We start from the raw sequence: 24,913 nt of genomic DNA on the forward strand, positions 1-24,913 counted from the left end.
CATGCAATACATTCGTTTGGGCAACTCCGGCCTCGAAGTCTCCCGCCTGTGCCTGGGTACCATGAACATGGGTACCCCGGACTGGAAACCGTGGATCTTCGATGAAAAGAAAAGCGAGCCGATCGTCAAGCATGCGCTGGACAACGGCGTGAACTTCATCGACCTGGCGGACTTCTATTCCGCCGGCGTCGGCGAAGAAGTGGTGGGGCGTATCGTCAAGCGCCTGGCCCGTCGCGAAGACCTGGTGATCACCACCAAGGTCGGCTACGGCACCCGCACCGGCATCAACGCCAGCGGCCATTCGCGCAAGCACATCATGGACAGCATCGATGCCTCGCTCAAACGCCTGGACATGGATTACGTCGACGTCTTCATGTTGCACTACTTCGACGTGAACACGCCGGTCGAGGAAACCATGAGCGCGCTGAACGACATCGTGCGCTCCGGCAAGGCCCGCTACATCGGCGTGTCGACCATGCTCACCGGGCAACTGGCGAAGATCCTCATGGCCTGCGAACGCAATGGCTGGGTCAAGCCGATCAACATGCAACTGCAATTGAACTGCGCCTACCGCGAAGAAGAACGCGAGATGATTCCGTTCTGTCGCGACCAGGGCCTGGGCGTTTCCGTGTTCAGCCCGCTGGCACGCGGCCTGTTGACCGGCGATGTGCAGTCGACCCGCAACCAGACCGACTTCTTCACCCAACAGATGTACAGCGACGAAGCCTCGTTCGAAATCGCTCGTTCGGTACAGCGCGTGGCCCGTGCCCGTGGCGTGTCCAACGCGCAGATTGCCCAGGCGTGGGTGGCCAACCATCCGGGCGTGGATTGCATGCTGGTGGGCGCCGATACCACCGAGCAGTTCGACAGTGCCCTGGCGGCCCTGGAAACCAAACTGGACGCCGAAGAGTTGCATGAGCTGGAGCGCAACTACACCCCGTGTGACGTGATCAACGATTACACCGCCGGCAAGCGTATCCTGCGCACGGCTCGTCCGGGTTCGGAGCGTTTCAACCTGACCGAGGCCGTGGCATGAGCGCGCTGATCCGTCACGGCAATTTCATCGACGGGCAATGGTCTAGCGGCGGGACGACGTACCCGGTGCTCAACCCGGCCACCGGCGAGTTGATCGCCGAAGTGCAAAAGGCCGGCGCCGAAGAAACCAACCAGGCCATCGCCGCCGCCAACCGCGCCTTGCCGGCGTGGCGCAAGCTGACCGCCAAGGAACGCAGCCAGCGCATCAAGCGCTGGGGCGAGTTGATGCTGGCCAATCAAAAGGACCTGGCCACCTTGCTCAGCCGCGAACAGGGCAAGCCACTGGCCGAGGCCATGGGTGAAGTGGTCTACGCCGCCAGCTTTCTGGAGTGGTTCGCCGAAGAGGCCAAGCGCGCCTATGGCGACGTGATCCCGAGCCACAAGGCCGATGCGCGGATCGTCGTGGTCAAGGAAGCCATCGGCGTGGTCGCCGCGATCACACCGTGGAACTTCCCGCTGGCGATGGTCACCCGCAAGGTCGGCCCGGCACTGGCGGCCGGTTGCACAATGATTCTCAAACCGTCCGAAGAAACCCCGCTGTCGGCCTTCGCCCTGGCGGTACTGGCTGAGCAGGCCGGCATTCCGGCCGGCGTGTTCAACGTGGTGTCCGGCGACGCGGTGGCCATCGGCGGTGCGCTGCAGGCCTCCGGTATCGTGCGCAAACTGTCGTTCACCGGCTCGACCCGCACCGGCAAACTGCTGATGCGCCAGGCCGCCGACACCTTGAAAAAGGTTTCGCTGGAGCTGGGCGGCAACGCACCGTTCATTGTCTTCGACGACGCGGATATCGATGCGGCGGTGAAAGGCGCGATGGCCTCGAAATTCCGCAACACCGGGCAAACCTGTGTCTGCGTGAACCGCTTCTTCATTCAGGACGGCGTGTACGAAGCCTTCACCGGCAAATTGGCCGAGGCCGTGGCGGCGATGCGCGTGGGCAATGCCCTGGAAGGCGAAACCGAGCAAGGTCCGCTGATCAACGCCGCTGCGCTGGCCAAGGTCGAGCAGCACGTCAGCGATGCGCTGGGCAAGGGCGCCAAAGTCCTGTGTGGCGGTCGTCGTCATGCGCTGGGCGGCACCTTCTACGAGCCGACCATCCTCGCCGAAGCCAGCGCCGACATGCTGATTGCCCAGGATGAAACCTTCGGTCCGGTCGCTGCCTGCTTCCGTTTCAAGGATGAAGCCGAAGTGCTGCAACGGGCCAACGACACGCCGTACGGCCTGTCGGCCTACTTCTACAGCCGCGACATCGGCCGCGTCTGGCGCATGGCCGAAGGCCTGGAAGCGGGCATGGTCGGGATCAACGAAGGGATCATTTCCACGGAAGTGGCGCCTTTCGGCGGCATCAAGGAATCGGGCCTGGGACGCGAGGGCTCCAAGTACGGTCTGGAAGACTACCTGGAAATCAAATACCTGTTGATGGGCGGCCTGTAACCTCAACCCCCTGCCAACACCTGTGGGAGCGAGCCTGCTCGCGATAGCGGTGTACCAGAAAACACGCCTGTCGACTGACACGCCCTCATCGCGAGCAGGCTCGCTCCCACAATAAGACGCCAGCGTTATCCGTTTCATTTCTCCGTCAATAACAACAAATGGAGACGAACATGTCCGTAGCACCGGTAAAAATCGACGACCTGCCCATCGGTCGCTTCCACATCAAGATCGCCGGCCTGACCTTCGGCGCGCATTTCACCGACGGCTATATCCTTGGCCTGATCGGTATCGCATTCACCCTGCTGAGCCCGCAGATGCAGCTGGACGCATTCTGGCAGGGCCTGATCGGCTCTTCGGCGCTGATCGGCCTGTTCCTCGGCAGCCTGTTCTTCGGCTGGATCTCCGACAAGGTCGGCCGGCAGAAAATCTTCCTGGTCAGCTTCGTGCTGATCACCCTCGCGTCCGTGATGCAGTTCTACGTCGAGTCGGCCATGACCCTGTTCCTGTGCCGGGTGCTGATCGGCATCGGCCTGGGCGGTGACTTCAGCGTCGGCCATGCGATGCTGGCCGAGTTCGCGCCGAAGAAGCACCGGGGTGTATTGCTGGGCTCGTTCAGCGTGATCTGGACCTTCGGCTACGTCGCCGCCACCTTCGTCGGCACCGCGATGCTCAGCCTGGGTGACGATGCCTGGCGCTGGATGCTGGCCTCGTCGGCCATCCCGGCAGCGCTGATTCTGATCGCCCGCATCGGTACTCCGGAATCGCCGCGCTGGCTGGTCAACCAGGGCCGTATTGCCGAGGCCCGTGCCATCGTCAAGAAATACCTGGGCGACAACGTCGAGCTCGACGAAACCCGTTCCACCGAAACCCGTTCCGGCTACAGCGTTTTGTTCAGCCGTGAATACCGCAAACGCACCGCGTTCAACTGCCTGTTCTTCGTGTGCATCGTGATGCCGTACTTCGCGATCTACACCTTCCTGCCGTCGATCCTGCAGAAGATGGGCCTGGCCGAAGGCTTCGGCACCGAGCTGATGCTCAACCTGCTGCTGATCCTCGGCGCACTGATCGGCATCTGGTGCACCATCAAGTTCAGCCGTCGGGGCTTCTTGATCAACTCGTTCATCATCCTCGCCGTGGCGTTGTTCCTGCTGGCGGTATTGCCGGGCAGTGCGGCGTTCCTGATGGTGCTGGTGTTCGGCCTGTTCACGCTGGTGCTGTCGGCGGTGAGTAACCTGGTGGGCGTGTTCCCGGCCGAAAGCTTCCCGACCGAGGTACGCGCCAGCGGCATTGGCCTGGCCACGGCCGTGAGCCGCCTGGGCTCGGCGGTCAGCACCTTCCTGCTGCCGGTGAGCGTGGCGGGGATCGGCTTGAGCCCGACCATGGGCATCCTCGCGGCGATCCTGGCCATCGGCGCACTGCTGTCCTGGGCCTGGGCACCGGAGACCAAATCGCTGACCCTGAACCAGGCGTGCAAGGCGCAAAGTCCGGTGGAGGGTGGTTCGGTGGTGACGACAAATGCCGTGACACAGCTATGAAGACTGAGCTGAATCAACTGTAGGAGCGAGCATGCTCGCGATGGTCGTCAACGATAACGCTGGGTACCAGATCCCCCGCGGTGTTGTCGGACTCATCGCGAGCATGCTCGCTCCTACAGGGGGGGATGTTCGATCGTTCCCACGCGGAGCGTGGGAACGATCAAAGGGTGGGGTGTCAGGGGTTGCTGACTAATCCAAGCCATTCGGTGAATAACCGCACCTTCGACAATCCCCACTTGTCGTTCGCCACATCCAGCCAATAGCCATACGGCCCGATCACCTCCACCGGGGTGATGGGCAGCAGGCTGCCGTTGGCCAGTTCCTTTTCGATCATCTGCCGGTCGATCACCGCCAGCCCGCCGCCGGCCAGGGTGGTGTGAATCACCTGGTCCAGGGTGCTGAATTCCAGGCCTTGCCCGGCATCGATATCTTCCCGGCCCATGGCCGCCAGCCAGTTTTCCCAGACCTTCAGGCGCTTGCCGTTATGCAGGATGTGCAGCAGTGGCAACTGTTGCAGGTCCGGTGGCTGACCATCGACGAACAACTCCGGGCTGGCGACGGCTATGTGGCGCTCCATCACCAGCAATTGACTATGGCAATGAGTGGCGGCTTCCAGGCCAAAGCGGATATGGCAGTCGATCTCGGCGAGGTTGTCGTGGCCCAACTGGTTGGTCACGCTCAGGCTGATGTCGGGGTAGCGCTGGCAGAACGCACGCAAGTGCGCCGACAACCAGCGCGTCGCCCAGGTGGGCGGTGCAACGATCCGCAGGCGCTGACGCAAATTGGGCACGCGCACGGCTTGCAGGGCGCGCTCGATATGGTCGAAGGCGTCGCTCATGTGAGGGGAGAGGGCCGTGCCGGCTTCGGTCAGGGACAGGCCTTGCGGTGTGCGCACGAACAGCGCCACGCCCAGGTAGTCTTCGAGCTGCTTGATCTGTCGACTCACTGCACCCTGGGTCACGTTCAGTCCCAGTGCCGCCTGACTGAAACTGCGATGCCGCGCGACCTCTTCGAAGACGCGCAGCATGTTGAGCGAGGGCAGTTGACGCATGTAAGAAGGGCTCCGCACCGGCCGCCATGGTTGTTGCGTGGGGCAGGTTTTCTGTACGAATTTTCCGAAGGCCCTATCTGACTATTAGTGATGCCTTGATGCAAGTGTTGTTTGGGCGACCCTTTCGCCGGCAAGCCTGGCTCCTACAGGTTCGGTGATCCCCTGTAGGAGCCAGGCTTGCCGGCGAAGGCGTTTTCGAAGGCGCCTGCAAGGACGCCAGAAATCAGAAGTAGTAACCGATGTTCATGTACAACTGGTTCTCCCACTGGTCGGAACCACCGGCCCCCAGGCTCTGGGTGTAGCTGCTGCCACCGATGTACGGGTCGTTCTTGCCGAAAATCCATTCGGTGTAGACCCACAACTTGCTGACCGCGAACGAGGTACCCAGGATCATCCGCTGGGAGGTCTTGAAGTCATCGGCGGATTTGTCGAAGGCACTGTAGTTGGCGTACAGCTTGACGTTGTCGACCTGGTCGAACAGGTACTTGCCGGCCACGTCATAGCTCAGGTCCGCCACGTACAGGTTGCCGCGGCTGGCGACGTTATAGGTGCCGTCGTAACCGCCCAGGGTGACCAGTTCATCGGTGCCGGGGTTGCGTGGCGACATCTGTTGGCGCGCGGCCTGCAACTGCACGCCCCACGGGCCGTTCTTGCCCAGGTAGTGCACACCGACGACGTTTCGACGGCCATTATTGTCGGTGTCTTTGTTTTCAAGGGTTGAGGTCAGACCGGAAAGGCCGACCTCGGATTTCCACGGACCCAGGTCCAGTGCCTTGGCCACCCGCAGTGCCACGGTATTGCGTTCCTGGTTATTGCTGCCGTCGGCGACGTAGCTGTCGGCTTCGGAGACGACGCTGGAGTAGGTCACACCCTTGCTGGTGCCTTTGCCTTGCCAGGCCGGACGCAGGTAGTAACCGGCCTGGACGTTCCAGTCGCCGCTTTGCTGGATGTATTTGGTGCCGATCTCTTGCAGATCCTCCAGGCCAATGACGTTGCCCAGGGTTTCGTAGAAAGTGCTGCCGAAATACGGCTGCAAGCCGAACGGCACGGTGTTCAGGCCCACTTGAACCTGCTGGTCGGGGTTGAACTTGTAGCCGACCCACGCGTACTTGGCGAACTGGATGTCACCGTAGTTCTTGGTGTACTGGTAAGGGTAGGAGCGGCCGTAGAAACGGTACTGGGCCTCACCGATCCAGCTGTCGGAGTTGTACTTGGCGCTGAGGAACACCGTGTCCAGGCCGAACTTCTGAATGTCGCGGTCCGGGTCGTAGTCCCAGCGGGCACGGACGGCGCCGCCCAGGTCCAGGTTGTCGGTGACCTGGATCGCCATGGCCGGCGCCGCCAGGGCCCCAAGCACCGGTATCAGGACAACGGAATGAATCGCGCGAAGGGTGGTTGTGCGCAACGTTTTGCTCCTTTTTTTGATTTTATGTAGGCAACAGCAACCCAGGCCGCGGCGAATGCAACGGCGTGGGCAAAGGGTTTGGGGTCAGTGGGCCTGCGGTCTAACCAATTTCAGTTCCGGGCCGTCAACGGGGGTGGCCGCCAGCGCCGAAGCGCCGGGAGCCGCCGCGAGCAATGTCTGGGTGTAAAGGTTCTGTGGTCGCAGCAACACTTGTTCGGCGGTGCCGTACTCGACGACCTCACCCTGGCGCATCACCGCGATGTAGTCGCTGATCTGCGCCGCGACCCGCAAGTCATGGGTGATGAACAGGATGCTCAGGTTCAGTTGCTGTTGCAGATCGGCCAACAACTCCAGCACCTGCTTCTGCACCGACACGTCGAGGGCCGAGACGCTTTCGTCGGCGATCAGCACCTGCGGGCGCATGGCCAGGGCCCGGGCGATGCCGATGCGCTGGCGCTGACCCCCGGAAAACTGCCGGGGCTTGCGCTTGAGCGCGTCGCGTTTGAGCCCGACCTGCTCGAGCAAATCACCGGCTTCGGCCCATGCATCCTTGGCCGACAGTCCGCGCAATTGCGCGGCGCGGGCGATGATATCGCCGACCCGGTGACGTGGATTGAGCGAACCGTAAGGGTCCTGGAAGATCATCTGGATGCGTCGACGATTGTCCGCCAGTGCCGAACCGCTCAACGCCAGGAAATCCGTATCGCCGACCCAGACGTGGCCGCTGTCGCTGTCCACCAGCCGGATGGCGGCCTTGACCAGCGTGCTCTTGCCCGAACCGGATTCGCCGACGATGGCCAGGGTCTTGCCCCGTGGCAGTTGCAGCGATACATCGCGCAGCGCCGCCACCGAGCGGCCGCCGACGTTGTAGGTCTTGTTCAGGTGCTCGATGCGCAGTGCCAGTTCGCCATCGGCACTCGGCGCGTGCAGTTCCGGATGCAATGCGGGTACGGCTGCAATCAACTTGCGCGTGTAGGGGTGCGTCGGTGCGTTGAGTATCTGCTCGCGTTCGCCGATTTCCACCAGGCGACCGCCTTCCATCACCGCGATGCGGTCGGCGATTTCCGCCACCACGCCAAAGTCATGGGTGATGAACACAATCCCGTGCTGGCCACGACCGCGCAGTTCGCGCACCAGTTTGAGCACTTGTGCCTGGGTGGTGACGTCGAGGGCGGTGGTCGGTTCGTCGGCGATCAACAGATCCGGGTTCATCGCCAGGGCCATGGCAATCACCACGCGCTGGCATTGGCCGCCGGAGAGCTGGTGGGGAAAGCTGTTGGCAATGCGCGGCGGGTCGGGCAAATGGGTCGAGTCGAGCAGGGCGAGCATGCGTTCGCGGCGCTCGGCGGCAGGCATGTGCGGTGCATGAATGTCGAAGATTTCCTCGACCTGCCGGCCAATGCGGATCGCCGGGTTCAACGCTGCCATTGGTTCCTGAAAGATCATGGCGATGCGGTTGCCGCGCAACCGGCGCAGATCGCTTTCATCCATGCGGCAGATGTCGTTGCCGAGGAAATCGATCACCCCTTCGCTGTGCCGCAGGCCTTTGGCGTAGTCGCCCATGATCGCCGCCGACAGCACGGATTTTCCCGAGCCCGACTCACCGATCACACAGAGGATTTCACCCTTGCGCACGTCCAGGTTGATGCCGTGCACGGCGTGACTGCGGTCGGCACCGGCCGGCAATTCGATGGAAAGATTCTCCACGCGCAGCACTTGTTGCAGATTCTGTTGTTGGCTCATGCTCAGCTCCTTGCGCCTTTCTGGGCGTGTTCATCCAGACCGTCCGCCAACAGGCTCAGGCCCAGCATCAGGGTGGAGATGGCAATGCACGGGAAGATCACCAGGTGCGGGAAGGCGATGGCCATGCTGCGGCCTTCGTTGATCATGCCGCCCCAGTCCGGTGTGGGTGGCGGCAGGCCCAGGCCGAGGAAGCCCAGGGCGCCGATCATGATCGCGGTGTAGCCGATGCGCAGGCAGAAATCGACGATCAGCGGCCCGCCACAGTTGGGCAGGATTTCCACCAGCATGATGCGCAGCGAACCTTCGCCCTGGGTGATGGCGCTGAGCACGTAGTCGCGCGAGCGGATGTCGATGGTCAGGGCGCGCATGATCCGGAAGATCGCCGGCGCGCTGGTGAAGGTCACCGCGATCAGGATGTTCAGCGCCGAAGCACCCAGGGCGATGATGATCACGATGTACAGCACCAGTACCGGGAACGACAGCACGGTGTCGGCGACGTAGGACAAGAAGGCATCGACCTTGCCATTGAAGTAGCCGGCGCACAGGCCCATGGCAATCCCCACGGCGAACGCGGTGAGCGTCGCCAGGATCGACCAGAACAGCACAGTGCGCGTGCCCCAGACCAGGCGCGAAAGGATGTCCCGGCCGATCATGTCGGTGCCCAGCAGGAAGCTTTGACCGGTGGGGTCGGCCGTCATCGGCGTGAGCAACGGGCTGAAGCTTTCCAGCGGATCGTGGGGCGCCAGCCATGGCGCAAACGCGGCGACCAGCACCCAGCCGCCCACCAGCAGCAGGCCGAGAAGCGCTAAAGGATGTTTGAACGATTGCAACAAGCTCATTGGGCACCTCCGCCGAGACTGCGCAGGGTGATGCGCGGGTTGAGCCAGGTGTAGGCCAGGTCGGAAAGGATCTTGGTCGCGCCGACCACCAGGCCGCTGATCATGGCGCAGGCTTCGATCAGGTACACGTCGTGGTTCAGGGACGCGGTGTACAGCAGCGAGCCGAAGCCCTTGTAGGCAAAAAACACCTCGACCACGATCACGTTCGACAGCAGCCACGGGATGTACAGCATGATCACCGTGATCGGCGCGATGAGCACATTGCGCAGGGCATGGCGCAAGACGATGCGCGAGGTCGACGCGCCCTTCAGGCGAGCCGTGCGGATGTACGGCGCCTGCATCACTTCGACCATCGAGGCACGGGTGATGCGGGCCAGGTAACCGATGCCGAACAGGCACAGCACCATCAGCGGCAGGGCCAGTTCGGCGCTGTTGAAGCCTTCGCTCATGCTGCTCACGCCCGGCAGCCAGTTGAGCCAGAACACGAAGATCGCCGACACGAACACCGCACTGGCGAAGTCCGGAATCGAGGTGGTGACGATCGACAGGAACGACACCAGGCGGTCGGCCAACGAGCCCTGGCGGATGCCGGCCACGATGCCCAGGGTCAGGGCCACCGGGACCATGACCAGCAACGCGAGCCCGGCCAGGATCAGGGTCTGCCCGAGGTTGGGCAGCAACAGGTTGATCACAGGCTCACGGAAATGCACCGAGGTGCCCCAGTCGCCGCTGACAAAATCCTTCAGCCACACCAGGTAACGCCAGACAAAGGGTTGGTTGTAACCGTGCTCCACCAGCCACGCGGCGCGCTGGTCGGCGGCGGAGTAGGGGCCGAGGACGTTGATCGCCACGTCCTCGATGTTCAGTTCCAGGGCGACGAACACGATCAGCGACACCGACAACAGCGTCGCGACCAGCGCCATCAATTTGCGCAACAGAAATTCAGCCATGCTTGCAGGCTCCGGCTAATCAAGGGATGCCGGCCCGCCGCACCGTGGGGTGGGCGGGCGCTTGGGGGCTGCGCGTCAGGCGCTCAGCCAGACTTCATCCATTGGGTAGAAATCCGAAGGGTGAACCTTGAACCCCTGGACCTTCTTGCTGGTGGCGGTGAACTTGTCGCCCCAGAACGGCTGAACCATCACGGCGTCGTCCTGCAGGATGCGCTCGACATCCTGCATCGCCACGGCGCGTTGCTTGGGATCGATGATGCCCATGGCCTTGTCCAGTGCGGCATCGAACGCCGGGTTGCTGTAATGGCTTTCGTTCCAGGCCGCGCCGCTACGGTAGGCCAGTTCCAGGGACATCACGCCCAGCGGGCGGTGAGCCCAATAGGTCAGGCTGAACGCGGCCTTGTCCCAGATCGGCCAGTACTGGGTGGCCGGGATGACCTTGAGGTTGATGCGAATACCGGCTTCCAGGCAGTTCTGTTGCAGGATCTGCGCGCAGTCCTGCTCATAACGACCCTGGGTGTTGCCGACGATCAGGTCGATGTCGAGGCCATTGGGGAAACCGGCTTCGGCCAGCAGCTTCTTCGCCCCGGCCACATCGCGCTCGCGCTTGGGCAGCGGCGAGTATTCCGGGTGGGAGGGCGCGACGTGGTGGTCTTCACCGAGGGTGCCCATGCCGCGATAGGCGATTTTCAGCATTTGCGCGTTGTCGGCGCACATCACCACGGCTTTGCGGATGCGCACATCGGTGAACGGCTTCTGGTCGCAGGCCATGCGCATGACCACGGTCTGCGCCGATTTGCAGCTGAGCAACTGTGCGCCCGGCAGGCGTTTGGCCAGGTCCAGCTCGGCCACGGTGACCCGGTACAACACATCGACCTGGCCGGCCTGCAGGGCGGCCAGGTGGGTGGAAATGTCCGTGCCCATGTCGACATAGCGCAGCTCGTCGAGGTTGGCCGGCTTGCGCCAGTAATCGGCGCGCTTGACAAAGGTGGCCTGCTTGTTGACGGCAAAGGAAACGAGTTTGAACGGGCCGGTGCCGATGGGGTTCTTCGTCCAGTCGTCACCGTTCTTGAAGCTGCGATGCACGAGGGTGCAGGTGAAGGCGCTGAGCATTTCCGGGATGGCCAGGATCGGACGCTTGAGCACCAGGCGGAACTGGTACGGGCCGACTTTTTCGAAGGCGGCAACGTCCTGGAATGCGGTGCGGTTGACCGACTTGGAATCCGCGGCGATCCAGCGATTGATGTTGTGCTCGACGTCGTCGCTGGTGAACTCGTCGCCGTTGCTCCACTTGACGCCCTGGCGCAGGTTGAAGGTCCAGACCTTGAGGTCTTCGGACGGGCTCCAGCTCTCGGCAAGATACGGGTGGGTGAGGTTGTCGGCGTCCACCCAGGTCAGGAATTCCAGGGAGTTGCGCAGCAGGTTCGAGGCTTCGATCCAGGTGATCAGCATCGGGTCCTGGATTTCCTGGATGGCGCAGGCAAAGCGCAGGCTGCCGCCCTGACGTGGCGGTTGTTGTTCAGCGGCGAACGCCGAGTCGCCGAGCAAGGCCGAGCCCACGAAGGTGCTGGCGCTGGCCACGGTGATGCCCAGCAGTGCGGCGGTACGCAGGAATTGCCGGCGATTGATCTCGCCGCTTTTGACTTGGATGCACAGGTCGTTCACCGCAGGGTGCGGTGCATTGCCGTCCAGTGTTTTCAACTCGTAGAGGTGGGACATGGGGCAGCTCTCATGTTGTTTTTATTTGAGATGGCCGCAGTTTTGTCATCCGCTGAAATATCGACAAACGATAAATTTCGCGATCAAACGTTCGAAAAACGCAGGTTACTGGCGGGTGGCCATACCAAAGGCCGATTTAGACGCCCTTGGCACGAACCCTGTAGGAGCGAGCACGCTCGCGATGGCGGTGTGTCAGTCGACATTCAAGTGTCGGATGTACCGCAATCGCGAGCAGGCTCGCTCCCACAAAAAAGCCAACCGGGGCGAAGCGGAAATTGTCCGACACACCACAAAAATGCATGTTACTCAGGAAATTTCCCACGAGGCATGGGATGCTTATGGCCTGGTCAGCCTTCCACGAGTGCTCTACATGAAACGCAAAATGCCCGGCTTGAATGCGCTCAAGGCTTTCGAAGTGGCCGGCAGTACCGGCAGTTTTACCCGGGCGGCCGAGCTGCTCAATGTCACCCAGAGTGCGGTCAGCCGACAGGTGCGCCAGCTCGAAGAGCAATTGGGCGAGAACCTGCTGGAACGTCGCCACCATCATCTGGAACTCACCAGCGCCGGCCGGGTACTGCTGCGGGCGCTGCACCAGTCGTTCGACAAGATCGAGCTGACGGTGCGCAGCATCCAGCAGAAAACTCATTCCAATCGTCTGCATATCAATGCCCCGCCGACCTTCACCAGTCGTTGGTTGATGCCGCGTCTGGGGCGGCTGCGCGAACAGCATCCGGAGCTGGAACTGAGTATCACCACGCGCTTGCAGGACAGCCTGGCCGAGACCAGCACACTCGATTGCGCGATCCGTTTCGGCAATGGCGAATGGGATGGACTGGACAGCTCGTTACTGATTCAGGAGCGGCATATCGCCGTGTGCGCGCCGTCCTTGTATGCGCGGGAGTGGAGCGAGCGGGGTATCGATCTCAATCGCCTGACATTGCTGCATGTGCTGGCGCGCGAAGACCAGCGCTACCTGACGTGGAAGCACTGGCTGGACGCGGCGCGCATCAATGGCGTCGACACTCAGGGCGGTTATGAATTCGACCTGTTGGACCTGGCGATCCAGGCGGCCGTCGATGGCCTGGGCATTACCATCGCCGACTGGCATATGGTGGCGTCGGAACTGGCCAGCGGGCAGTTGACCCAGGTGCTGAACGTGCATGTGGACGGCCACCAATCCTACTGGCTGGTGACCCGGCCGGAGCAGACCGAGATGCCGCAACTGCAGGTGTTCAGCCAGTGGTTGCAGGAGGAAATCTGGTTGGCGCAAAGGCAGCTCGAACCCTCTACCGCAGCCATTTGAATCACCCTGAACCCTGTGGGAGCGAGCCTGCTCGCGATGGCGTCGTACCAGACAATGATCCACTGGACAGATACACCGCAATCGCGAGCAGGCTCGCTCCCACAGGGGATTGCGTTGTTTTTTTGGGGTAACCTGCATTTTTTGCATGTTACATCGCTCAATAAATCGTTTGTTCAATGCCTGCCAGACGCCAAAACTGCCCGGACTGGATAAAAACAACGATGGGCGATTCACATGCGACTCGAGCGAAATTTTGTTAACGGCCACTTCGTCGAACCGGCCAGCGATGCGCAGATTGCGGTCTACAACCCGGCGACCGAAGCGCTGCTGGGTCATGTCTCGGCAGCCACCGCCGATGAAGCCACAGCGGCAGTGGAAGTGGCCCAGGCAGCACAAAAAGTATGGGGCAAGCTCATCAGCATCGAGCGTGCCGAACACCTGCGCGCTTTCGCCGATGCCCTTGACGCCAACGCCGAGAACATCGGCCAAGCCCTGGCCGCCGAATCCGGCAAAAGCGTCGCCGATGCCAGCAACGAAGCCCGTTATGCCGCGCAGATCACCCGTTATCACGCCGAATGGGCGCGCCGTATCGAAGGCGAGATCATTCCCAGCGACACGCCGGACGAAAAACTGTTCCTGCACCGCGAGCCGATTGGCGTGGTCGCTTGCCTGATTCCGTTCAACTACCCGGTCTACACCCTGCTGCGCAAAATCGCCCCGGCGCTGATTGCCGGCAACACAGTGGTAGTTCGGCCGAGCAACAACACGCCGACCTCGGCCTTCGAAATCGCCAAAGCCGTGCAGCAATCGGGCATGCCGGCGGGCGTGATCAACATCCTGACCATGGATCACGCCACCGCAGCCGCTGTGTGCACCCATGAGGCGGTGGGGCTGATCACCCTGACCGGCAGCGTCAACGCCGGGCGTATCGTGCTCGATTACTGCAAGGCCAACATCGCCAAGCCGTCCCTGGAACTGGGCGGCAAGACCCCGGCGATCATCGAAGCCGATGCGGACCTCGAAGCCGCCGCCAGCGCCATCGTTGCCTCCAAGACTACCCACTGCGGCCAGCTGTGCACGGCGGTCGAGCGCGTCTATGTGCAGGAAAGCGTCTACGAGCAATTCCTGGGCCTGCTGAAAGAAAAAATCAGCGCCGTCAAATTCGGCGACCGCGCCACCGACGCCAGCCTGATGGGGCCGTTGGTCAACGCCGCCTCGCAACAGAACATCCACGCCATGGTCCAGCGCGCCATCGCCGAAGGCGCCGTGCTGGAAACCGGTGGCGTACTGCCCGAAGGCAAAGGCCATTTCTACCCGCCGACCCTGCTCAGCGGTTGCCGCCAGGACATGGAGATCGTGCGCGAAGAAATCTTCGGTCCGGTGCTGCCGGTACTCAAATACCGCGACATCGACGAAGCCCTGGCCATGGCCAACGACCATCAGTTCGGCCTGTCTTCGGTGCTCTATACCGAAAACTATCGCACCAGCATGAAAGTCGCCGGCGCCATCGAGGCCGGCGAGCTGTACGTCAATCGCACCCCGGCCGACCCGTACCAGGGCTTCCACGCCGGCTGGAAGCGCTCGGGACTGGGCGGTGATGACGGCAAGCACGGCATGCTTGAATTCACCCAGACCCGTCTGGTGGTGATGAAGTACTGATCCACTGGTTACACGCCGTACGCTGTACTTATAAAAACAATTATCAGGGGCGCCCGGACACCGGGCTCCCGAGGTTTTCCAGATGTCCAAACCTGCTTCCTCTGCGGCCGCCGTTCAGGGTTCGACCGTCGGCACCGAAAGCCATGGCGACAAGGGCAGTCGCTACTTCCAACTGATGCTGCTGGTACTAGCCGCCGGTGCGATCTATCCGATCCTGTACCTGCGCCAGGTCTACCAGACCACCATGCTCGAAGTGTTCCAGATCAACCACAGCGAGCTGGGTTATCTGTATTCGATGCTGGGTACGATTTTCCTGCTCAGCTACCTGCCCAGCGGTTGGCTGGCCGACCGTATCGCGCCGCGCTTTCTGATCTTCTTTTCCCTGGTGGCCACCGGCGCCCTGGGCCTGTGGTACTCCACGGCGCCTTCGATGACCGGTCTGATGATCATTTTCGGGAGCTGGGGCCTGACCACCGGCCTGACGTTCTGGGCCTCGGTGCTCAAGCGGGTGAAGATGATCGCCCATCATTCCGAGCAGGGGCGTTTCTTCGGCATCCTCGACGGCGGTCGCGGTCTGGTGGAAGCCTTGCTCGCTACCGTTGCCCTGGCGCTGTTTGCCTTCGCCACCGAAACCCGTGGCGAGTCGACGGCCGAAGGCTTCAAGCATGTGGTCTACCTCTACGCCTTCACCTGTATTGCCATCGGCTGCGTGCTGGTGCTGATCAAAGACCCGAAAACGATGGAGGACACCCCGGCAGTCGAGAAGGGCAAGTTCAATCTGCTCAGCGACCTGGCCACCCTGGTGAAAATCCCCGAGCTGTGGCTGGTCACTGCCATCGTGTTCTGCGGTTACCACATCTTCTGGGCCACCTACAGCTTCTCGGACTACCTGCAGGGTGGCGGCATGACCGCGGTCATGGCGGGCACCATCACCACCATCAAGTTGTGGATGCGCCCCATCGGCGGCATCGGCGGCGGCTGGCTGGGCGACAAGTTCTCCAACATTTCGGTGCTGATCGTCGCGATGTTGCTGGCGAGCCTGGCAATGATCGGCCTGATCGTGTTCCCGGCGCTGGGCAGCATGGGTCTGCTGATCGGCACGGTGATTTTCATCGGCCTGATGACCTACGCCATTCGCGGGCTGTACTGGGCGATCCTCGACACCTGCAACATTCCCCTGCGCATCACCGGCCTGGCCATCGGCATTGTCTCGGTGGTCGGTTACCTGCCGGACGCGTTCATTCCGCTGATCAATGGCTACCTCACCGAACATTTCCCCGGTGCCTTTGGTTACAAGCTGTATTTCGGCTACATCGCGGGCGTCGGCCTGCTCGGGACCCTGGCGGCCCTGACCCTGCGTGCGCGCATCAAGCGTAAAACCTCTAACAAGACCTCTTTGAACAAGACCGGTGCCTGACATGAAAATCGTCGCCCTTGAAACCCATATCGTTGCTGTTCCGCCACCGCACATCGGCGGGATGTACTGGCTGTTCGTCAAACTCAAGACCGATTGCGGCATCGAAGGCGTGGGCGAGATTTACGCCGCGACCTTCGGCCCCAAGGCCATGGTGCCGGTCATCGAAGACGTGTTCGAACGCTACCTGTTGAACCAGGACCCGCACCATATCGAGCGCTTTTTCCGCCAGGCCTACTCCAGCGGTTTCACCCAGCGCCCGGACCTGACCATGATGGGTGTGGTCAGCGGCCTGGAAATGGCCTGCTGGGACATCATCGGCAAAGCAGCGAACAAACCGGTGTACGAGCTGCTGGGCGGCAAGGTCAATGAACGTCTGCGTTCGTACACCTATCTGTACCCGATCAACAGCAAGGGCGAGTACGACTACGACGACCCGGACCTGGCTGCCGAGTGCGCCATCGAGAACATGAACAAGGGCTTCACCGCCGTTAAGTTCGACCCGGCGGGGCCGTACACCGCGTACTCCGGCCACCAGATTTCCTTGGAAGTGCTGGAGCGCTGCGAAACCTTCTGCCGCAAGATCCGCGAAGCAGTAGGCGACAAGTGCGACTTGCTGTTCGGCACCCACGGGCAAATGGTGCCGTCCTCGGCCATCCGCCTGGCCAAGCGCCTGGAGAAATACGACCCGCTGTGGTTCGAAGAGCCGGTACCGCCAGGGCAGGAAGACGCCATGGCGCAGGTTGCGGCCAAGACCAGCATCCCGATCGCCACCGGCGAGCGCCTGACCACCAAGTATGAATTCTTCAAGCTGTTGCAGGCCGGCGGTGCGTCGATCCTGCAAATGAACGTGGCCCGCTGCGGCGGCCTGCTGGAAGCCAAGAAGATCGCGAGCATGGCCGAAGCCTATTACGCGCAGATCGCTCCGCACCTGTACAACGGGCCGATTGGCGCGGCGGCTAGCTTCCAGCTGGCGACTTGCACGCCGAACTTCCTGATCCAGGAAAGCATCATGACCTGGGGCGGCTTCCATGCCGAAGTCCTGACCAAACCGTTGCAGTGGGAGGACGGCTACATCATCCCGTCCACCGAACCGGGCCTGGGCGTGGAGCTGAACATGGACGTGGTGCGCAAGCATTCGCCGTACACCGGCGAGCGCCTGCACCTGCAAATGGCGCCGACCCCGGCCGACGTCAAAGACACATCGCCGGCCAGGGGCTGACGCAACGTTCCTGTAGGAGCGAGCACGCTCGCGATGGTCGTCAACGATAACGCGGGGTGCCTGATGCCCAGCGGCGTTCTCCGGTGCATCGCGAGCATGCTCGCTCCTACAGGAAATCAGTACAACGACTTACGCGGTAACCGTGCATGACATACGACTACATCATCGCTGGCGCTGGCGCCGCAGGCTGTGTCCTGGCCAATCGCCTCTCGGCCTCGGGGAAATACACGGTGCTGCTGCTCGAAGCGGGCGGGAAGGACAGTTCCCCGTGGTTCAAGATCCCGGTCGGCTTCGCCAAAATGTATTACAACCCGACCTTCAACTGGATGTACTACAGCCAGCCGCAGAAGCAGTTGGGCAACCGTGAAATTTATGCTCCGCGCGGCAAGGTCCAGGGCGGTTCGGGCTCGATCAACGCCATGATCTACGTGCGTGGCCAGGCCCATGATTTCGATGACTGGGCGGCCAACGGTAACGACGGCTGGAGCTTCAAGGACGTGCTGCCGTACTTTCGCAAGCTGGAAAATCATCCGCTGGGCGACAGCGAATACCACGGCGGCAGCGGTCCGATCAGCATCACCCCGATGAAGGGCCAGACCCATCCGATCTGCGATGTGTTCCTCAAGGGTTGCGATGAGCTGGGTTATCCGCGCAGCGACGATTTCAACGGGCCCAAATTCGAGGGCGCGGGGATCTACGACGTCAATACCCGCGACGGCCAGCGCTGCTCCAGCAGTTTTGCCCATCTGCATCCGGCCCTGGGCCGGCAAAACCTTACGGTCGAACTCAACGCCCTGGTCGACCGTGTGTTGTTCGATGAGCAACAGCAGCGTGCCACCGGTATTTCCATCACCCAGCATGGCGTGGTGCGCACCTTCACCGCCAACAAGGAAGTGATCCTGTGTGCCGGCGCGGTGGATACGCCGAAGATCCTGCAATTGTCCGGTGTCGCCGATCAGGCGCTGCTGGCCGAACACAAGATCCCGCTGGTCAAGCATTTGCCGGCGGTAGGGGAAAACCTGCAGGATCACCTGTGCGCCAGCTACTACTACAAGGCGAACATCCCGACCCTCAACGATCAGCTCAGTTCATTGTTCGGCCAGTTCAAGCTCGGCCTGCAATACCTGTTCACCCGCAAGGGGGCGCTGGCCATGAGCGTCAATCAGGCCGGTGGTTTCTTCCGTGGCGACGAGCAGCAGAGCAATCCCAACCTGCAGCTGTACTTCAACCCGTTGTCCTACCAGATCCCGAAAAACAACAAGGCCAGCCTCAAGCCCGAGCCGTACTCCGGTTTCCTGCTGTGCTTCAACCCGTGCCGGCCCACCAGCCGCGGGCATATCCGGATCGCGTCAAAAAACCCGCGTGATGCAGCGCTGATCGATCCGAACTATTTGAGCACCCAGAAGGACATCGACGAGGTGATCCAGGGCAGTCGTCTGATGCGCAAGATCATGCAGGCGCCGGCGCTCAAGGGCATTACCGTCGAAGAAGTATTGCCAGGCCCGGTGGTTGAAACCGACGAGCAGATGTTGCAGTACTTCCGGGAAAACAGCGGTTCGATCTACCACCTGTGCGGCTCTTGCGCGATGGGGGCGGACGAAACCCGTTCGGTGGTGGACAAGCGCCTCAAGGTGCATGGCCTGGACGGTTTGCGCATTGTCGATGCGTCGATCTTCCCCAACGTGACGTCCGGCAATACCCATGCTGCCGTGCTGATGGTGGCGGAGAAGGGCGCCGACTTGATCCTGCAGGACGCCTGACAGCGTCGCCTTCCTGCATCAAAAATGAATTTCCGCGCAATCCGCCGTTCCTACCTGTAGGTGGCGGATTCCAACACGCGAAATCATGGATGCAACAGGGAGCGGCGTAGTCATGGGCCAATCATCGAACTGTGCAAGACATCTTGGCGGCGGATTGATCCTGGTGGTCGAGGATGATCCGCTGATCCTGGATTTTCTCTGTGAAATTCTCGAGGACGAGGGGTTCTCGGTGCGAGCGCTATCCAGTGCCGATGCGGCATCGGTGTATCTGGAGCAACATGCCGTGCAAGTGGCTTTGCTGCTGACGGACATCACCATGCCGGGCACGCTCAATGGTGCCGACCTGGCCAACCAGTTCGGTGATCGCTGGCCGGAAAAACCGATCATGATCATGTCCGGCTATGAGACCCCTGAAAGTTCCGGGGTTCGCCATCCGGTTTCGTTCATCAAGAAGCCCTGGGCCATCGGCTCGTTGCTCGACTGCGTCAATGGTGCCTTCGAGTCGAAAAGACTGCACTGACCGCGCCTGCTGCAAGTGCTACATTGCCCCGCATGTTCGCCAGGCACTTGCGAGGTTCTTCTCTTGTCCGCTCACCCCTCGATCTTCGACACGACCTACCGCGCCTTCCTGTTCGACATGGATGGCACCATTCTCACTTCGATTGCCGCCGCCGAACGGGTCTGGACCACCTGGGCTGTGCGCCACGGTGTCGACGTCGAGCGCTTCCTGCCCACCATCCACGGTGCCCGCGCCATCGATACCATCCAGCGCCTGGGCTTGCCCGGTGTCGATGCCGAGGCCGAAGCGGCGTGGATCACCGACGCGGAAATCGAGGATGTGGACGGCGTTGAAGAAGTGGCCGGTGCCGGGCGTTTTCTCAAGTCGCTGCCGACCCATCAATGGGCCATCGTCACCTCGGCGCCCAGGACTCTGGCGTTACGACGCATGGCCGCCGCCGGGATTCCCGAGCCGGATGTGCTGATCACCGCCGAAGACGTCAACCTCGGCAAGCCCGATCCGGCCGGCTACCTCCTGGCCGCCCGGCGGCTGGGTGTGCCGATCGGCGATTGCCTGGTGTTCGAGGATGCAACGGTGGGGATTCAGGCTGCCGAGGCGGCGGGTGCGGACCTGGTGATTGTCACCGCGACCCATGAGCAGCCGATTGAAACGGTGCATGGGACGTTGGCGGGGTATGAGGCGGTTAGGGTCCGGGTAAACGCCGAGAGCCTGATTAGCTTGCATCCTGCGTGATCGACACCTACCCCTGCCGATTCATTTTGCAGACGACCAAGGCCCCGTAGGAGCCAGGCTTGCCGGCGAAAGCGTTTTCAGAGGCGATGCATGACGTAAGGCCGCCTTCGCCGGCAAGCCTGGCTCCTACAGGGGTCAGTAGATTTTTGGGATCAGGCGCCAACTGCGTGAGCAGTACGCTTCATATTCGCCGCCAAACTGCGCCCGCAGCAGCGCCTCTTCGGAATGAATGCGCGCTATCAACGGAATCAGGGTCAGTGCCGCCAGCAGCAGCCCCGCGCCTGAGCGAAACGCCAGGGCCCAGCCTACGCCTATGACCATCATCCCCAGATAACTGGGATTGCGCAGGTGACGGTAAATGCCGTCGGTGACCAGGCGATGCCCCGGCTGAATGGCCACCAGGCCGCTGAAGCGTTTGCCCAGCACGAACACCGGCCACAAGCGCAGCGCACCGCCGAGGATGAACAGCAGGGCGCCGAGCCAGCGCACGCCTTCGCCGCCGAAGGTCCAGACATCGATACGGTCGCAATAGGCCGGCAGATAGCCGCTCACCAGGCCGATGACAGCGAAGGCGGGGATCACCCAGCGATTGGCCCGGTCTTCGCGCTCGCCGGAACTGAGGTTGACCTCGGTGAACAGCGAAGCGACGGCCATGAGCAGCGTTGCCAGGGCCACGACCACCAGTGCACCGTGCGAGAAAAAGGCGGCGAAACCACCCAGGCCCCAGATGGCCAGGCCGAGGTAGGCGAGGGTGCTCACGATGGCGAAAAAAGCCAGTCTGGCCGAGATTTTCATGAAGCCTCCCAAAGCGACCCTGACACTTTCAGTGTAGAAGGCGCCGCCTCGCTGAAGGTTCCCATGACCCTGCGCAGTGGTCGGGTCAGGCGCTTGCCTCATGGCGGGCATTGCGTCGAATCACTTGTGGCGGCTGGCCGAAAGCCCGCAGGAAGGCTTCGCGCATGCGACGGCGGTCGCCGAAGCCGGTTTCCAGGGCAATCTGGTCGAGGGTCAGGCGTCCGCGCTCAAGCATTTGCCGCGCCGTTTCCAGGCGCAGGTTTTCGATGGTCCTGGCCGGCGACTGCCCGGTTTCGGCGCGAAAGGCGCGGCTGAATTGCCGCGGGCTCAGGCTGGCCACCTGCGCCAGTTGCTCCACCGACAACGCTTGGGCCAGGTGTTCGCGGGCGTAACCGAGCACGGTTTGAATACGATCGGATTTGGGCTCCAGTGCAAGCAGCGCCGAATGTTGCGACTGGCCACCCGCGCGGCGGTGGTACATCACCAGTTTCTGCGCCACCGAACGTGCCAATTCGGCGCCATGGTCCTTTTCCACCATGGCCAGGGCCAGGTCGATGCCGGCGGTCATGCCGGCGGAAGTCCAGATCGGGCCGTCGATCACATAGATGCGGTCGGCTTCCACCTTGATCGAGGCGAAACGCTCCTGCAGTTGGCGCGCATAGGCCCAGTGCGTGGTCGCGCGCCGTCCGTCGAGCAAGCCGGCCTGTGCCATGACGAAGGCACCGGAGCAGATCGACGCCGTGCGTCGCGCGGTTCGGGTGCTGGCGCGAAGGTAATCGAGCACCGTGTCGGGGGCCTGTTCGAGGATGGAATCGCCGCCGGCCACGATCACGGTGTCGAATACGCGCTCATCGAACGCCTCGGTGCCGACACTCAGCCCGCCGGAGGCACGCAGGGTATGGCCGCCTTCGGACAGCACGCGCACGTCATACAACGTTTCTGCCGCGCTGAAGTTGGCGTATTCGAACACCGACATGGCGGCCAAGGCCATGGACTGGAAACCTTCGAATACCACAAACGCCACCGTGATCATCGCAATGCCCTCAAACGGCCATGTCCGAAAAACGTACTTTAAACGTCATTTGCGACATTCGCGAGTCCCTTTATAACGGTCCATACCGGCGAATATCTCGCCTCACGTTGAAGGACATCGAACATGACACTTTCCTCCAAAGGCACCGCACTGATCACTGGCGCGTCGTCGGGCATCGGCGCGGTGTATGCAGACCGCCTCGCCCGTCAGGGTTATGACCTGATTCTGGTGGCGCGCAGCCAGACCAAACTCGACGCCCTTGCCAACCGCCTGAGCGACCAGACCGGGCGCAACGTGGAGGTGGTGGCCGCCGATTTGAAAGCCTCGGCGGATTTGCTGCGTGTCGAACAGATTTTGCGCCGCGACGCGAGCATTACGTTGCTGGTCAATAACGCCGGGGTCGGGGCGGTCTTGCCGCTGCTCGACAGCCCCGTGGATGACATGCAAGCGTTGATCAACCTCAACATCACCGCCCTGACACGCCTTGCCTATGCTGGGGTGCCCGGTTTTGTCGCCCGTGGCAAAGGCACGGTAATCAACATAGCCTCCATCGTCTCGATCGTCCCGGAAACCCTCAACGGTGTGTATGGCGCGAGCAAGGCATTCGTCCTGGCCTTGAGCCAGTCGATGCATCACGAACTGGCCGAAAAAGGCGTGCGTGTCCAGGCTGTGTTGCCCGGAGCCACCGCAACCGACTTCTGGAACGAAGCCGGTCATCCGGTGGAAAACCTGCCGCAGGAAATTGTGATGAACGTCGAAGACATGGTCGACGCCGCGCTGGTCGGCTTGGCCAGCGGGGAAACGGTGACCATTCCGGGCCTGCACGACGGTGCACACTGGGATCAATACGAAGCCCAGCGCCAGGTGCTGTCCGGGGTGCTCCACAACTCGAGCCCGGCGCCGCGTTATCGCTGAGGCGTGGGCGACGGGTCAGGGTGAACTAAGCTTGAACAAGGACCGTTCACCGCTGACCCGTCGGACATTCGGCGGGCCGGCGGCGTGCAACAGGAGCCGCCATGCTTCACATCAGAACACCGTTGCTGCTACACCCGGGCCTTTCGACGCCTGAGCGCCGCATCTGGCTGAAGATGGAAAACCTGCAACCCAGTGGCTCGTTCAAGCTGCGCGGCATGGGCTTGTTGTGCAGCCAGGCCGCCAGTCAGGGCAAAACCAGAGTCGTCTGTCCTTCCGGTGGCAATGCCGGCTACGCCACCGCCGTGGCTGCAGCGCAACTGGGGCTCAAGGCCTGCATCGTCGTACCGCACACCACCCCGGAAACCACCCGCGCACGCATCCGCAAGACCGGCGCCGAGGTCATCGTGCACGGCAAGGTCTGGGACGAGGCCAATCAACGCGCCAGGGAGCTTGCCCAGGGGGCCGATACCGAATACGTGCCGGCCTTCGATCATCCGGTGCTGTGGCAAGGGCATAGCACGATGGTCGATGAAATTCTCGAGGACTGCCCGCAGGTCGATGTGATGGTCACGTCGGTGGGCGGCGGTGGCCTGCTGGCGGGGCTGCTGACCGGATTGATTCGTCATGGGCGCAAGGATTGCCGCATCGTTGCCTGCGAAACCGAGGGTGCGGCGTCGTTCGCGGCGGCGGTCGAGGCAGGGCATCCGGTGCGCCTGCCACGCATCGATACGGTCGCCACTTCCCTCGGTGCAGCGCAGGTCGCCGAATGGCCGGTGCAGCACATCGGCGCATTTCCATACGAGTGCGTGGTGTTCGGGGACGAGGAAGCGATCATGGGGGTGGTGCGTTTCGCCAACGACTTGCGTCAGTTGGTCGAGCCCGCCTGCGGCGTTTCGCTGGCCGTCGCCTACCTGGATCACCCTGCCATCGCCGAGGCCCATGACGTGGTGATTGTGGTGTGCGGCGGCGTCAGTATCAGCGCACAACTGGTGGCCGGCTGGGCTCGATGAAGTCAATCAAGGCAGGGCTGCAAACGCGATCCCGGTGTCACAGGCCCTACCACCGACTGGTGTGGATTATTGACCGGCGGCAACGCCTTCCTGGACGAGGATGGCACGGGCCAGGTCTTCGTCGCTTGCGTTGTTCAGATCCGGATGATCATGGCGCAGTTGCTTGAGTACCGATTCCAGGTACGCGCCGCGAATGGTGCCGCCGCTGGCCACGAAGCTGGAGGCGTCATCCCGTGCGGGAATCATGAGTTTGTGATCCTTGAACGTCGAATAAAGGGAAGCGGAGACGCCGGCCGAGGTGGCGACATCACCCGCATCCACTTTGGCCAGGGCAGAGCCGAAGGGTAAACACAACACAAGCGAAGAAATGATGATCAGACGGCGCATGACGGTGTCCTCTGAAAAAAGTAAGTGCCTCATGTTTTAGGAGGTGCGCCGTTCGCCAGGAGTTCCCCTTTTCTTGTGTCGTGGGTGCAGAGCCGCCGGAAATTCAGTTGCGTGCGGCGCAGACAATCACCTCCACCCGCAGTGCCGGGTCGGCCAGTTTGGCTTCGCCGCAGGCCCGGGCCGGGGCATTCGCATCGTGCTGGCCCCCCATCGGCAGTGTCGCTATCTTGCTGTTGAAAGACACCTCGGTGGCTTCGCTGATCGGTTGGATTTTGCAACCGACACATAACCCGTAGGAGCCAGGCTTGCCGGCGAAGGCGTTTTCAGAGGCGGTGCATGACGTCAGGTCGCCTTCGCCGGCAAGCCTGGCTCCTACAGGCGAAAGCGTTTTCAGAGGCGATGCATGGCGCGAGGTCGCCATCGCGAGCGGGCTCGTTCCCACAGGGGCCAGGGTT

Annotated in this window: 22 protein-coding genes; 12 read left to right on the forward strand and 10 right to left on the reverse strand. The window is 62.1% G+C overall.

Features of this window, described 5'->3' with window-relative positions:
• The first annotated feature begins 1 nt into the window (after position 1).
• The 3 genes from ACQKP2_RS06660 (at position 2) to ACQKP2_RS06670 (ending at position 4,001) form a co-directional block, all read left to right on the forward strand.
• Entirely contained in the window at positions 2-1,036 is a 1,035-nt protein-coding gene (locus ACQKP2_RS06660; protein ID WP_427575378.1) for an aldo/keto reductase, read from the forward strand.
• On the forward strand, positions 1,033-2,466 hold the full coding sequence (locus ACQKP2_RS06665; protein WP_427575380.1) for an NAD-dependent succinate-semialdehyde dehydrogenase: 1,434 nt from the start codon (positions 1,033-1,035) through the stop codon (positions 2,464-2,466). Before ACQKP2_RS06660 ends, ACQKP2_RS06665 begins: the two co-directional genes overlap by 4 nt.
• Positions 2,467-2,636: 170 nt before the next feature.
• Positions 2,637-4,001, forward strand: coding sequence for an MFS transporter (locus tag ACQKP2_RS06670; protein ID WP_427575382.1), 1,365 nt, complete (start codon positions 2,637-2,639; stop codon positions 3,999-4,001).
• Positions 4,002-4,176: 175 nt separating this feature from the next.
• Here the strand turns inward: ACQKP2_RS06670 and ACQKP2_RS06675 are convergent, their stop codons facing one another.
• The 6 genes from ACQKP2_RS06675 to ACQKP2_RS06700 all read right to left on the reverse strand — a co-directional run bounded on the left by ACQKP2_RS06675 (position 4,177) and on the right by ACQKP2_RS06700 (position 11,708).
• The gene (locus ACQKP2_RS06675) at positions 4,177-5,052 is read right to left on the reverse strand and encodes a LysR substrate-binding domain-containing protein (protein ID WP_427575384.1); all 876 of its coding nucleotides are present in this window, start codon (positions 5,050-5,052) and stop codon (positions 4,177-4,179) included.
• A gap of 223 nt (positions 5,053-5,275) precedes the next feature.
• Positions 5,276-6,457 (reverse strand): hypothetical protein, encoded by a 1,182-nt coding sequence (locus ACQKP2_RS06680; RefSeq protein ID WP_427575386.1) that lies wholly within the window; start codon positions 6,455-6,457, stop codon positions 5,276-5,278.
• A gap of 84 nt (positions 6,458-6,541) precedes the next feature.
• Entirely contained in the window at positions 6,542-8,200 is a 1,659-nt protein-coding gene (locus ACQKP2_RS06685; protein WP_427575387.1) for a dipeptide ABC transporter ATP-binding protein, read from the reverse strand.
• 2 nt (positions 8,201-8,202) lie between these two features.
• Complete coding sequence (locus ACQKP2_RS06690) at positions 8,203-9,039, reverse strand: ABC transporter permease (RefSeq protein ID WP_427575389.1); 837 nt, start codon at positions 9,037-9,039, stop codon at positions 8,203-8,205.
• Positions 9,036-9,989, reverse strand: coding sequence for an ABC transporter permease (locus tag ACQKP2_RS06695; protein WP_427575391.1), 954 nt, complete (start codon positions 9,987-9,989; stop codon positions 9,036-9,038). Before ACQKP2_RS06695 ends, ACQKP2_RS06690 begins: the two co-directional genes overlap by 4 nt.
• Before the next feature lie 75 nt (positions 9,990-10,064).
• On the reverse strand, positions 10,065-11,708 hold the full coding sequence (locus tag ACQKP2_RS06700) for an ABC transporter substrate-binding protein (protein ID WP_427575393.1): 1,644 nt from the start codon (positions 11,706-11,708) through the stop codon (positions 10,065-10,067).
• A gap of 370 nt (positions 11,709-12,078) precedes the next feature.
• On the opposite strand from ACQKP2_RS06700, the gene ACQKP2_RS06705 reads away from it, so the two are divergent.
• From ACQKP2_RS06705 to ACQKP2_RS06735, 7 genes are all read left to right on the forward strand, one after another.
• The gene (locus ACQKP2_RS06705) at positions 12,079-13,011 is read left to right on the forward strand and encodes a LysR substrate-binding domain-containing protein (RefSeq protein ID WP_427575395.1); all 933 of its coding nucleotides are present in this window, start codon (positions 12,079-12,081) and stop codon (positions 13,009-13,011) included.
• Between the two features lie 234 nt (positions 13,012-13,245).
• Positions 13,246-14,670 (forward strand): aldehyde dehydrogenase, encoded by a 1,425-nt coding sequence (gene aldA / locus ACQKP2_RS06710; RefSeq protein WP_427575396.1) that lies wholly within the window; start codon positions 13,246-13,248, stop codon positions 14,668-14,670.
• 82 nt (positions 14,671-14,752) lie between these two features.
• On the forward strand, positions 14,753-16,087 hold the full coding sequence (locus ACQKP2_RS06715; RefSeq protein ID WP_427575397.1) for an MFS transporter: 1,335 nt from the start codon (positions 14,753-14,755) through the stop codon (positions 16,085-16,087).
• A 1-nt stretch (position 16,088) separates the two neighbouring features.
• Entirely contained in the window at positions 16,089-17,306 is a 1,218-nt protein-coding gene (locus ACQKP2_RS06720) for a mandelate racemase/muconate lactonizing enzyme family protein (protein WP_427575398.1), read from the forward strand.
• A 146-nt stretch (positions 17,307-17,452) separates the two neighbouring features.
• Positions 17,453-19,066 carry a GMC family oxidoreductase gene (locus tag ACQKP2_RS06725; protein WP_427575400.1) on the forward strand — a complete coding sequence of 538 codons (1,614 nt, stop codon included), beginning with the start codon at positions 17,453-17,455 and terminating at the stop codon, positions 19,064-19,066.
• 112 nt (positions 19,067-19,178) lie between these two features.
• The gene (locus tag ACQKP2_RS06730; protein ID WP_427575401.1) at positions 19,179-19,586 is read left to right on the forward strand and encodes a response regulator; all 408 of its coding nucleotides are present in this window, start codon (positions 19,179-19,181) and stop codon (positions 19,584-19,586) included.
• A 63-nt stretch (positions 19,587-19,649) separates the two neighbouring features.
• Positions 19,650-20,318, forward strand: coding sequence for an HAD-IA family hydrolase (locus ACQKP2_RS06735; protein ID WP_427575402.1), 669 nt, complete (start codon positions 19,650-19,652; stop codon positions 20,316-20,318).
• A gap of 135 nt (positions 20,319-20,453) precedes the next feature.
• Here ACQKP2_RS06735 and ACQKP2_RS06740 read toward each other — a convergent pair whose 3' ends face one another.
• Positions 20,454-21,113, reverse strand: coding sequence for a methyltransferase family protein (locus ACQKP2_RS06740; protein WP_427575403.1), 660 nt, complete (start codon positions 21,111-21,113; stop codon positions 20,454-20,456).
• Positions 21,114-21,198: 85 nt separating this feature from the next.
• Positions 21,199-22,146, reverse strand: a complete 948-nt coding sequence (locus ACQKP2_RS06745) for a GlxA family transcriptional regulator (protein ID WP_427575405.1) — start codon at positions 22,144-22,146, stop codon at positions 21,199-21,201.
• 123 nt (positions 22,147-22,269) lie between these two features.
• Here ACQKP2_RS06745 and ACQKP2_RS06750 point away from each other — a divergent pair, with 123 nt between their 5' ends.
• A complete protein-coding gene (locus ACQKP2_RS06750; RefSeq protein WP_427575407.1) occupies positions 22,270-23,061 on the forward strand; it encodes an SDR family NAD(P)-dependent oxidoreductase in 792 nt (263 codons plus the stop codon).
• A 101-nt stretch (positions 23,062-23,162) separates the two neighbouring features.
• Entirely contained in the window at positions 23,163-24,071 is a 909-nt protein-coding gene (locus ACQKP2_RS06755; RefSeq protein ID WP_427575409.1) for a pyridoxal-phosphate dependent enzyme, read from the forward strand.
• 66 nt (positions 24,072-24,137) lie between these two features.
• Here the strand turns inward: ACQKP2_RS06755 and ACQKP2_RS06760 are convergent, their stop codons facing one another.
• Together ACQKP2_RS06760 and ACQKP2_RS06765 are read right to left on the reverse strand one after the other, a co-directional pair.
• Complete coding sequence (locus ACQKP2_RS06760; protein WP_427575410.1) at positions 24,138-24,458, reverse strand: DUF2388 domain-containing protein; 321 nt, start codon at positions 24,456-24,458, stop codon at positions 24,138-24,140.
• Positions 24,459-24,561: 103 nt separating this feature from the next.
• Positions 24,562-24,879, reverse strand: coding sequence for a hypothetical protein (locus ACQKP2_RS06765; protein ID WP_427575412.1), 318 nt, complete (start codon positions 24,877-24,879; stop codon positions 24,562-24,564).
• Between the last annotated feature and the right edge of the window lie 34 nt (positions 24,880-24,913).

Origin of the sequence: Pseudomonas sp. NPDC089569, from assembly GCF_050280625.1 — a bacterium.
Classification (GTDB): Bacteria; Pseudomonadota; Gammaproteobacteria; order Pseudomonadales; family Pseudomonadaceae; genus Aquipseudomonas.

Bases quoted from the DNA above. Each gene is read 5' to 3' on its own strand.
- ACQKP2_RS06660 (WP_427575378.1), top strand. From the start codon at position 2: ATGCAATACATTCGTTTGGGCAACTCCGGCCTCGAAGTCTCCCGCCTG.
- ACQKP2_RS06665 (WP_427575380.1), top strand. From the start codon at position 1,033: ATGAGCGCGCTGATCCGTCACGGCAATTTCATCGACGGGCAATGGTCT.
- ACQKP2_RS06670 (WP_427575382.1), top strand. From the start codon at position 2,637: ATGTCCGTAGCACCGGTAAAAATCGACGACCTGCCCATCGGTCGCTTC.
- ACQKP2_RS06675 (WP_427575384.1), bottom strand. From the start codon at position 5,052: ATGCGTCAACTGCCCTCGCTCAACATGCTGCGCGTCTTCGAAGAGGTC.
- ACQKP2_RS06685 (WP_427575387.1), bottom strand. From the start codon at position 8,200: ATGAGCCAACAACAGAATCTGCAACAAGTGCTGCGCGTGGAGAATCTT.
- ACQKP2_RS06690 (WP_427575389.1), bottom strand. From the start codon at position 9,039: ATGAGCTTGTTGCAATCGTTCAAACATCCTTTAGCGCTTCTCGGCCTG.
- ACQKP2_RS06695 (WP_427575391.1), bottom strand. From the start codon at position 9,989: ATGGCTGAATTTCTGTTGCGCAAATTGATGGCGCTGGTCGCGACGCTG.
- ACQKP2_RS06700 (WP_427575393.1), bottom strand. From the start codon at position 11,708: ATGTCCCACCTCTACGAGTTGAAAACACTGGACGGCAATGCACCGCAC.
- ACQKP2_RS06705 (WP_427575395.1), top strand. From the start codon at position 12,079: ATGAAACGCAAAATGCCCGGCTTGAATGCGCTCAAGGCTTTCGAAGTG.
- aldA (WP_427575396.1), top strand. From the start codon at position 13,246: ATGCGACTCGAGCGAAATTTTGTTAACGGCCACTTCGTCGAACCGGCC.
- ACQKP2_RS06715 (WP_427575397.1), top strand. From the start codon at position 14,753: ATGTCCAAACCTGCTTCCTCTGCGGCCGCCGTTCAGGGTTCGACCGTC.
- ACQKP2_RS06720 (WP_427575398.1), top strand. From the start codon at position 16,089: ATGAAAATCGTCGCCCTTGAAACCCATATCGTTGCTGTTCCGCCACCG.
- ACQKP2_RS06725 (WP_427575400.1), top strand. From the start codon at position 17,453: ATGACATACGACTACATCATCGCTGGCGCTGGCGCCGCAGGCTGTGTC.
- ACQKP2_RS06730 (WP_427575401.1), top strand. From the start codon at position 19,179: ATGGGCCAATCATCGAACTGTGCAAGACATCTTGGCGGCGGATTGATC.
- ACQKP2_RS06740 (WP_427575403.1), bottom strand. From the start codon at position 21,113: ATGAAAATCTCGGCCAGACTGGCTTTTTTCGCCATCGTGAGCACCCTC.
- ACQKP2_RS06745 (WP_427575405.1), bottom strand. From the start codon at position 22,146: ATGATCACGGTGGCGTTTGTGGTATTCGAAGGTTTCCAGTCCATGGCC.
- ACQKP2_RS06750 (WP_427575407.1), top strand. From the start codon at position 22,270: ATGACACTTTCCTCCAAAGGCACCGCACTGATCACTGGCGCGTCGTCG.
- ACQKP2_RS06755 (WP_427575409.1), top strand. From the start codon at position 23,163: ATGCTTCACATCAGAACACCGTTGCTGCTACACCCGGGCCTTTCGACG.
- ACQKP2_RS06760 (WP_427575410.1), bottom strand. From the start codon at position 24,458: ATGCGCCGTCTGATCATCATTTCTTCGCTTGTGTTGTGTTTACCCTTC.
- ACQKP2_RS06765 (WP_427575412.1), bottom strand. From the start codon at position 24,879: ATGGCGACCTCGCGCCATGCATCGCCTCTGAAAACGCTTTCGCCTGTA.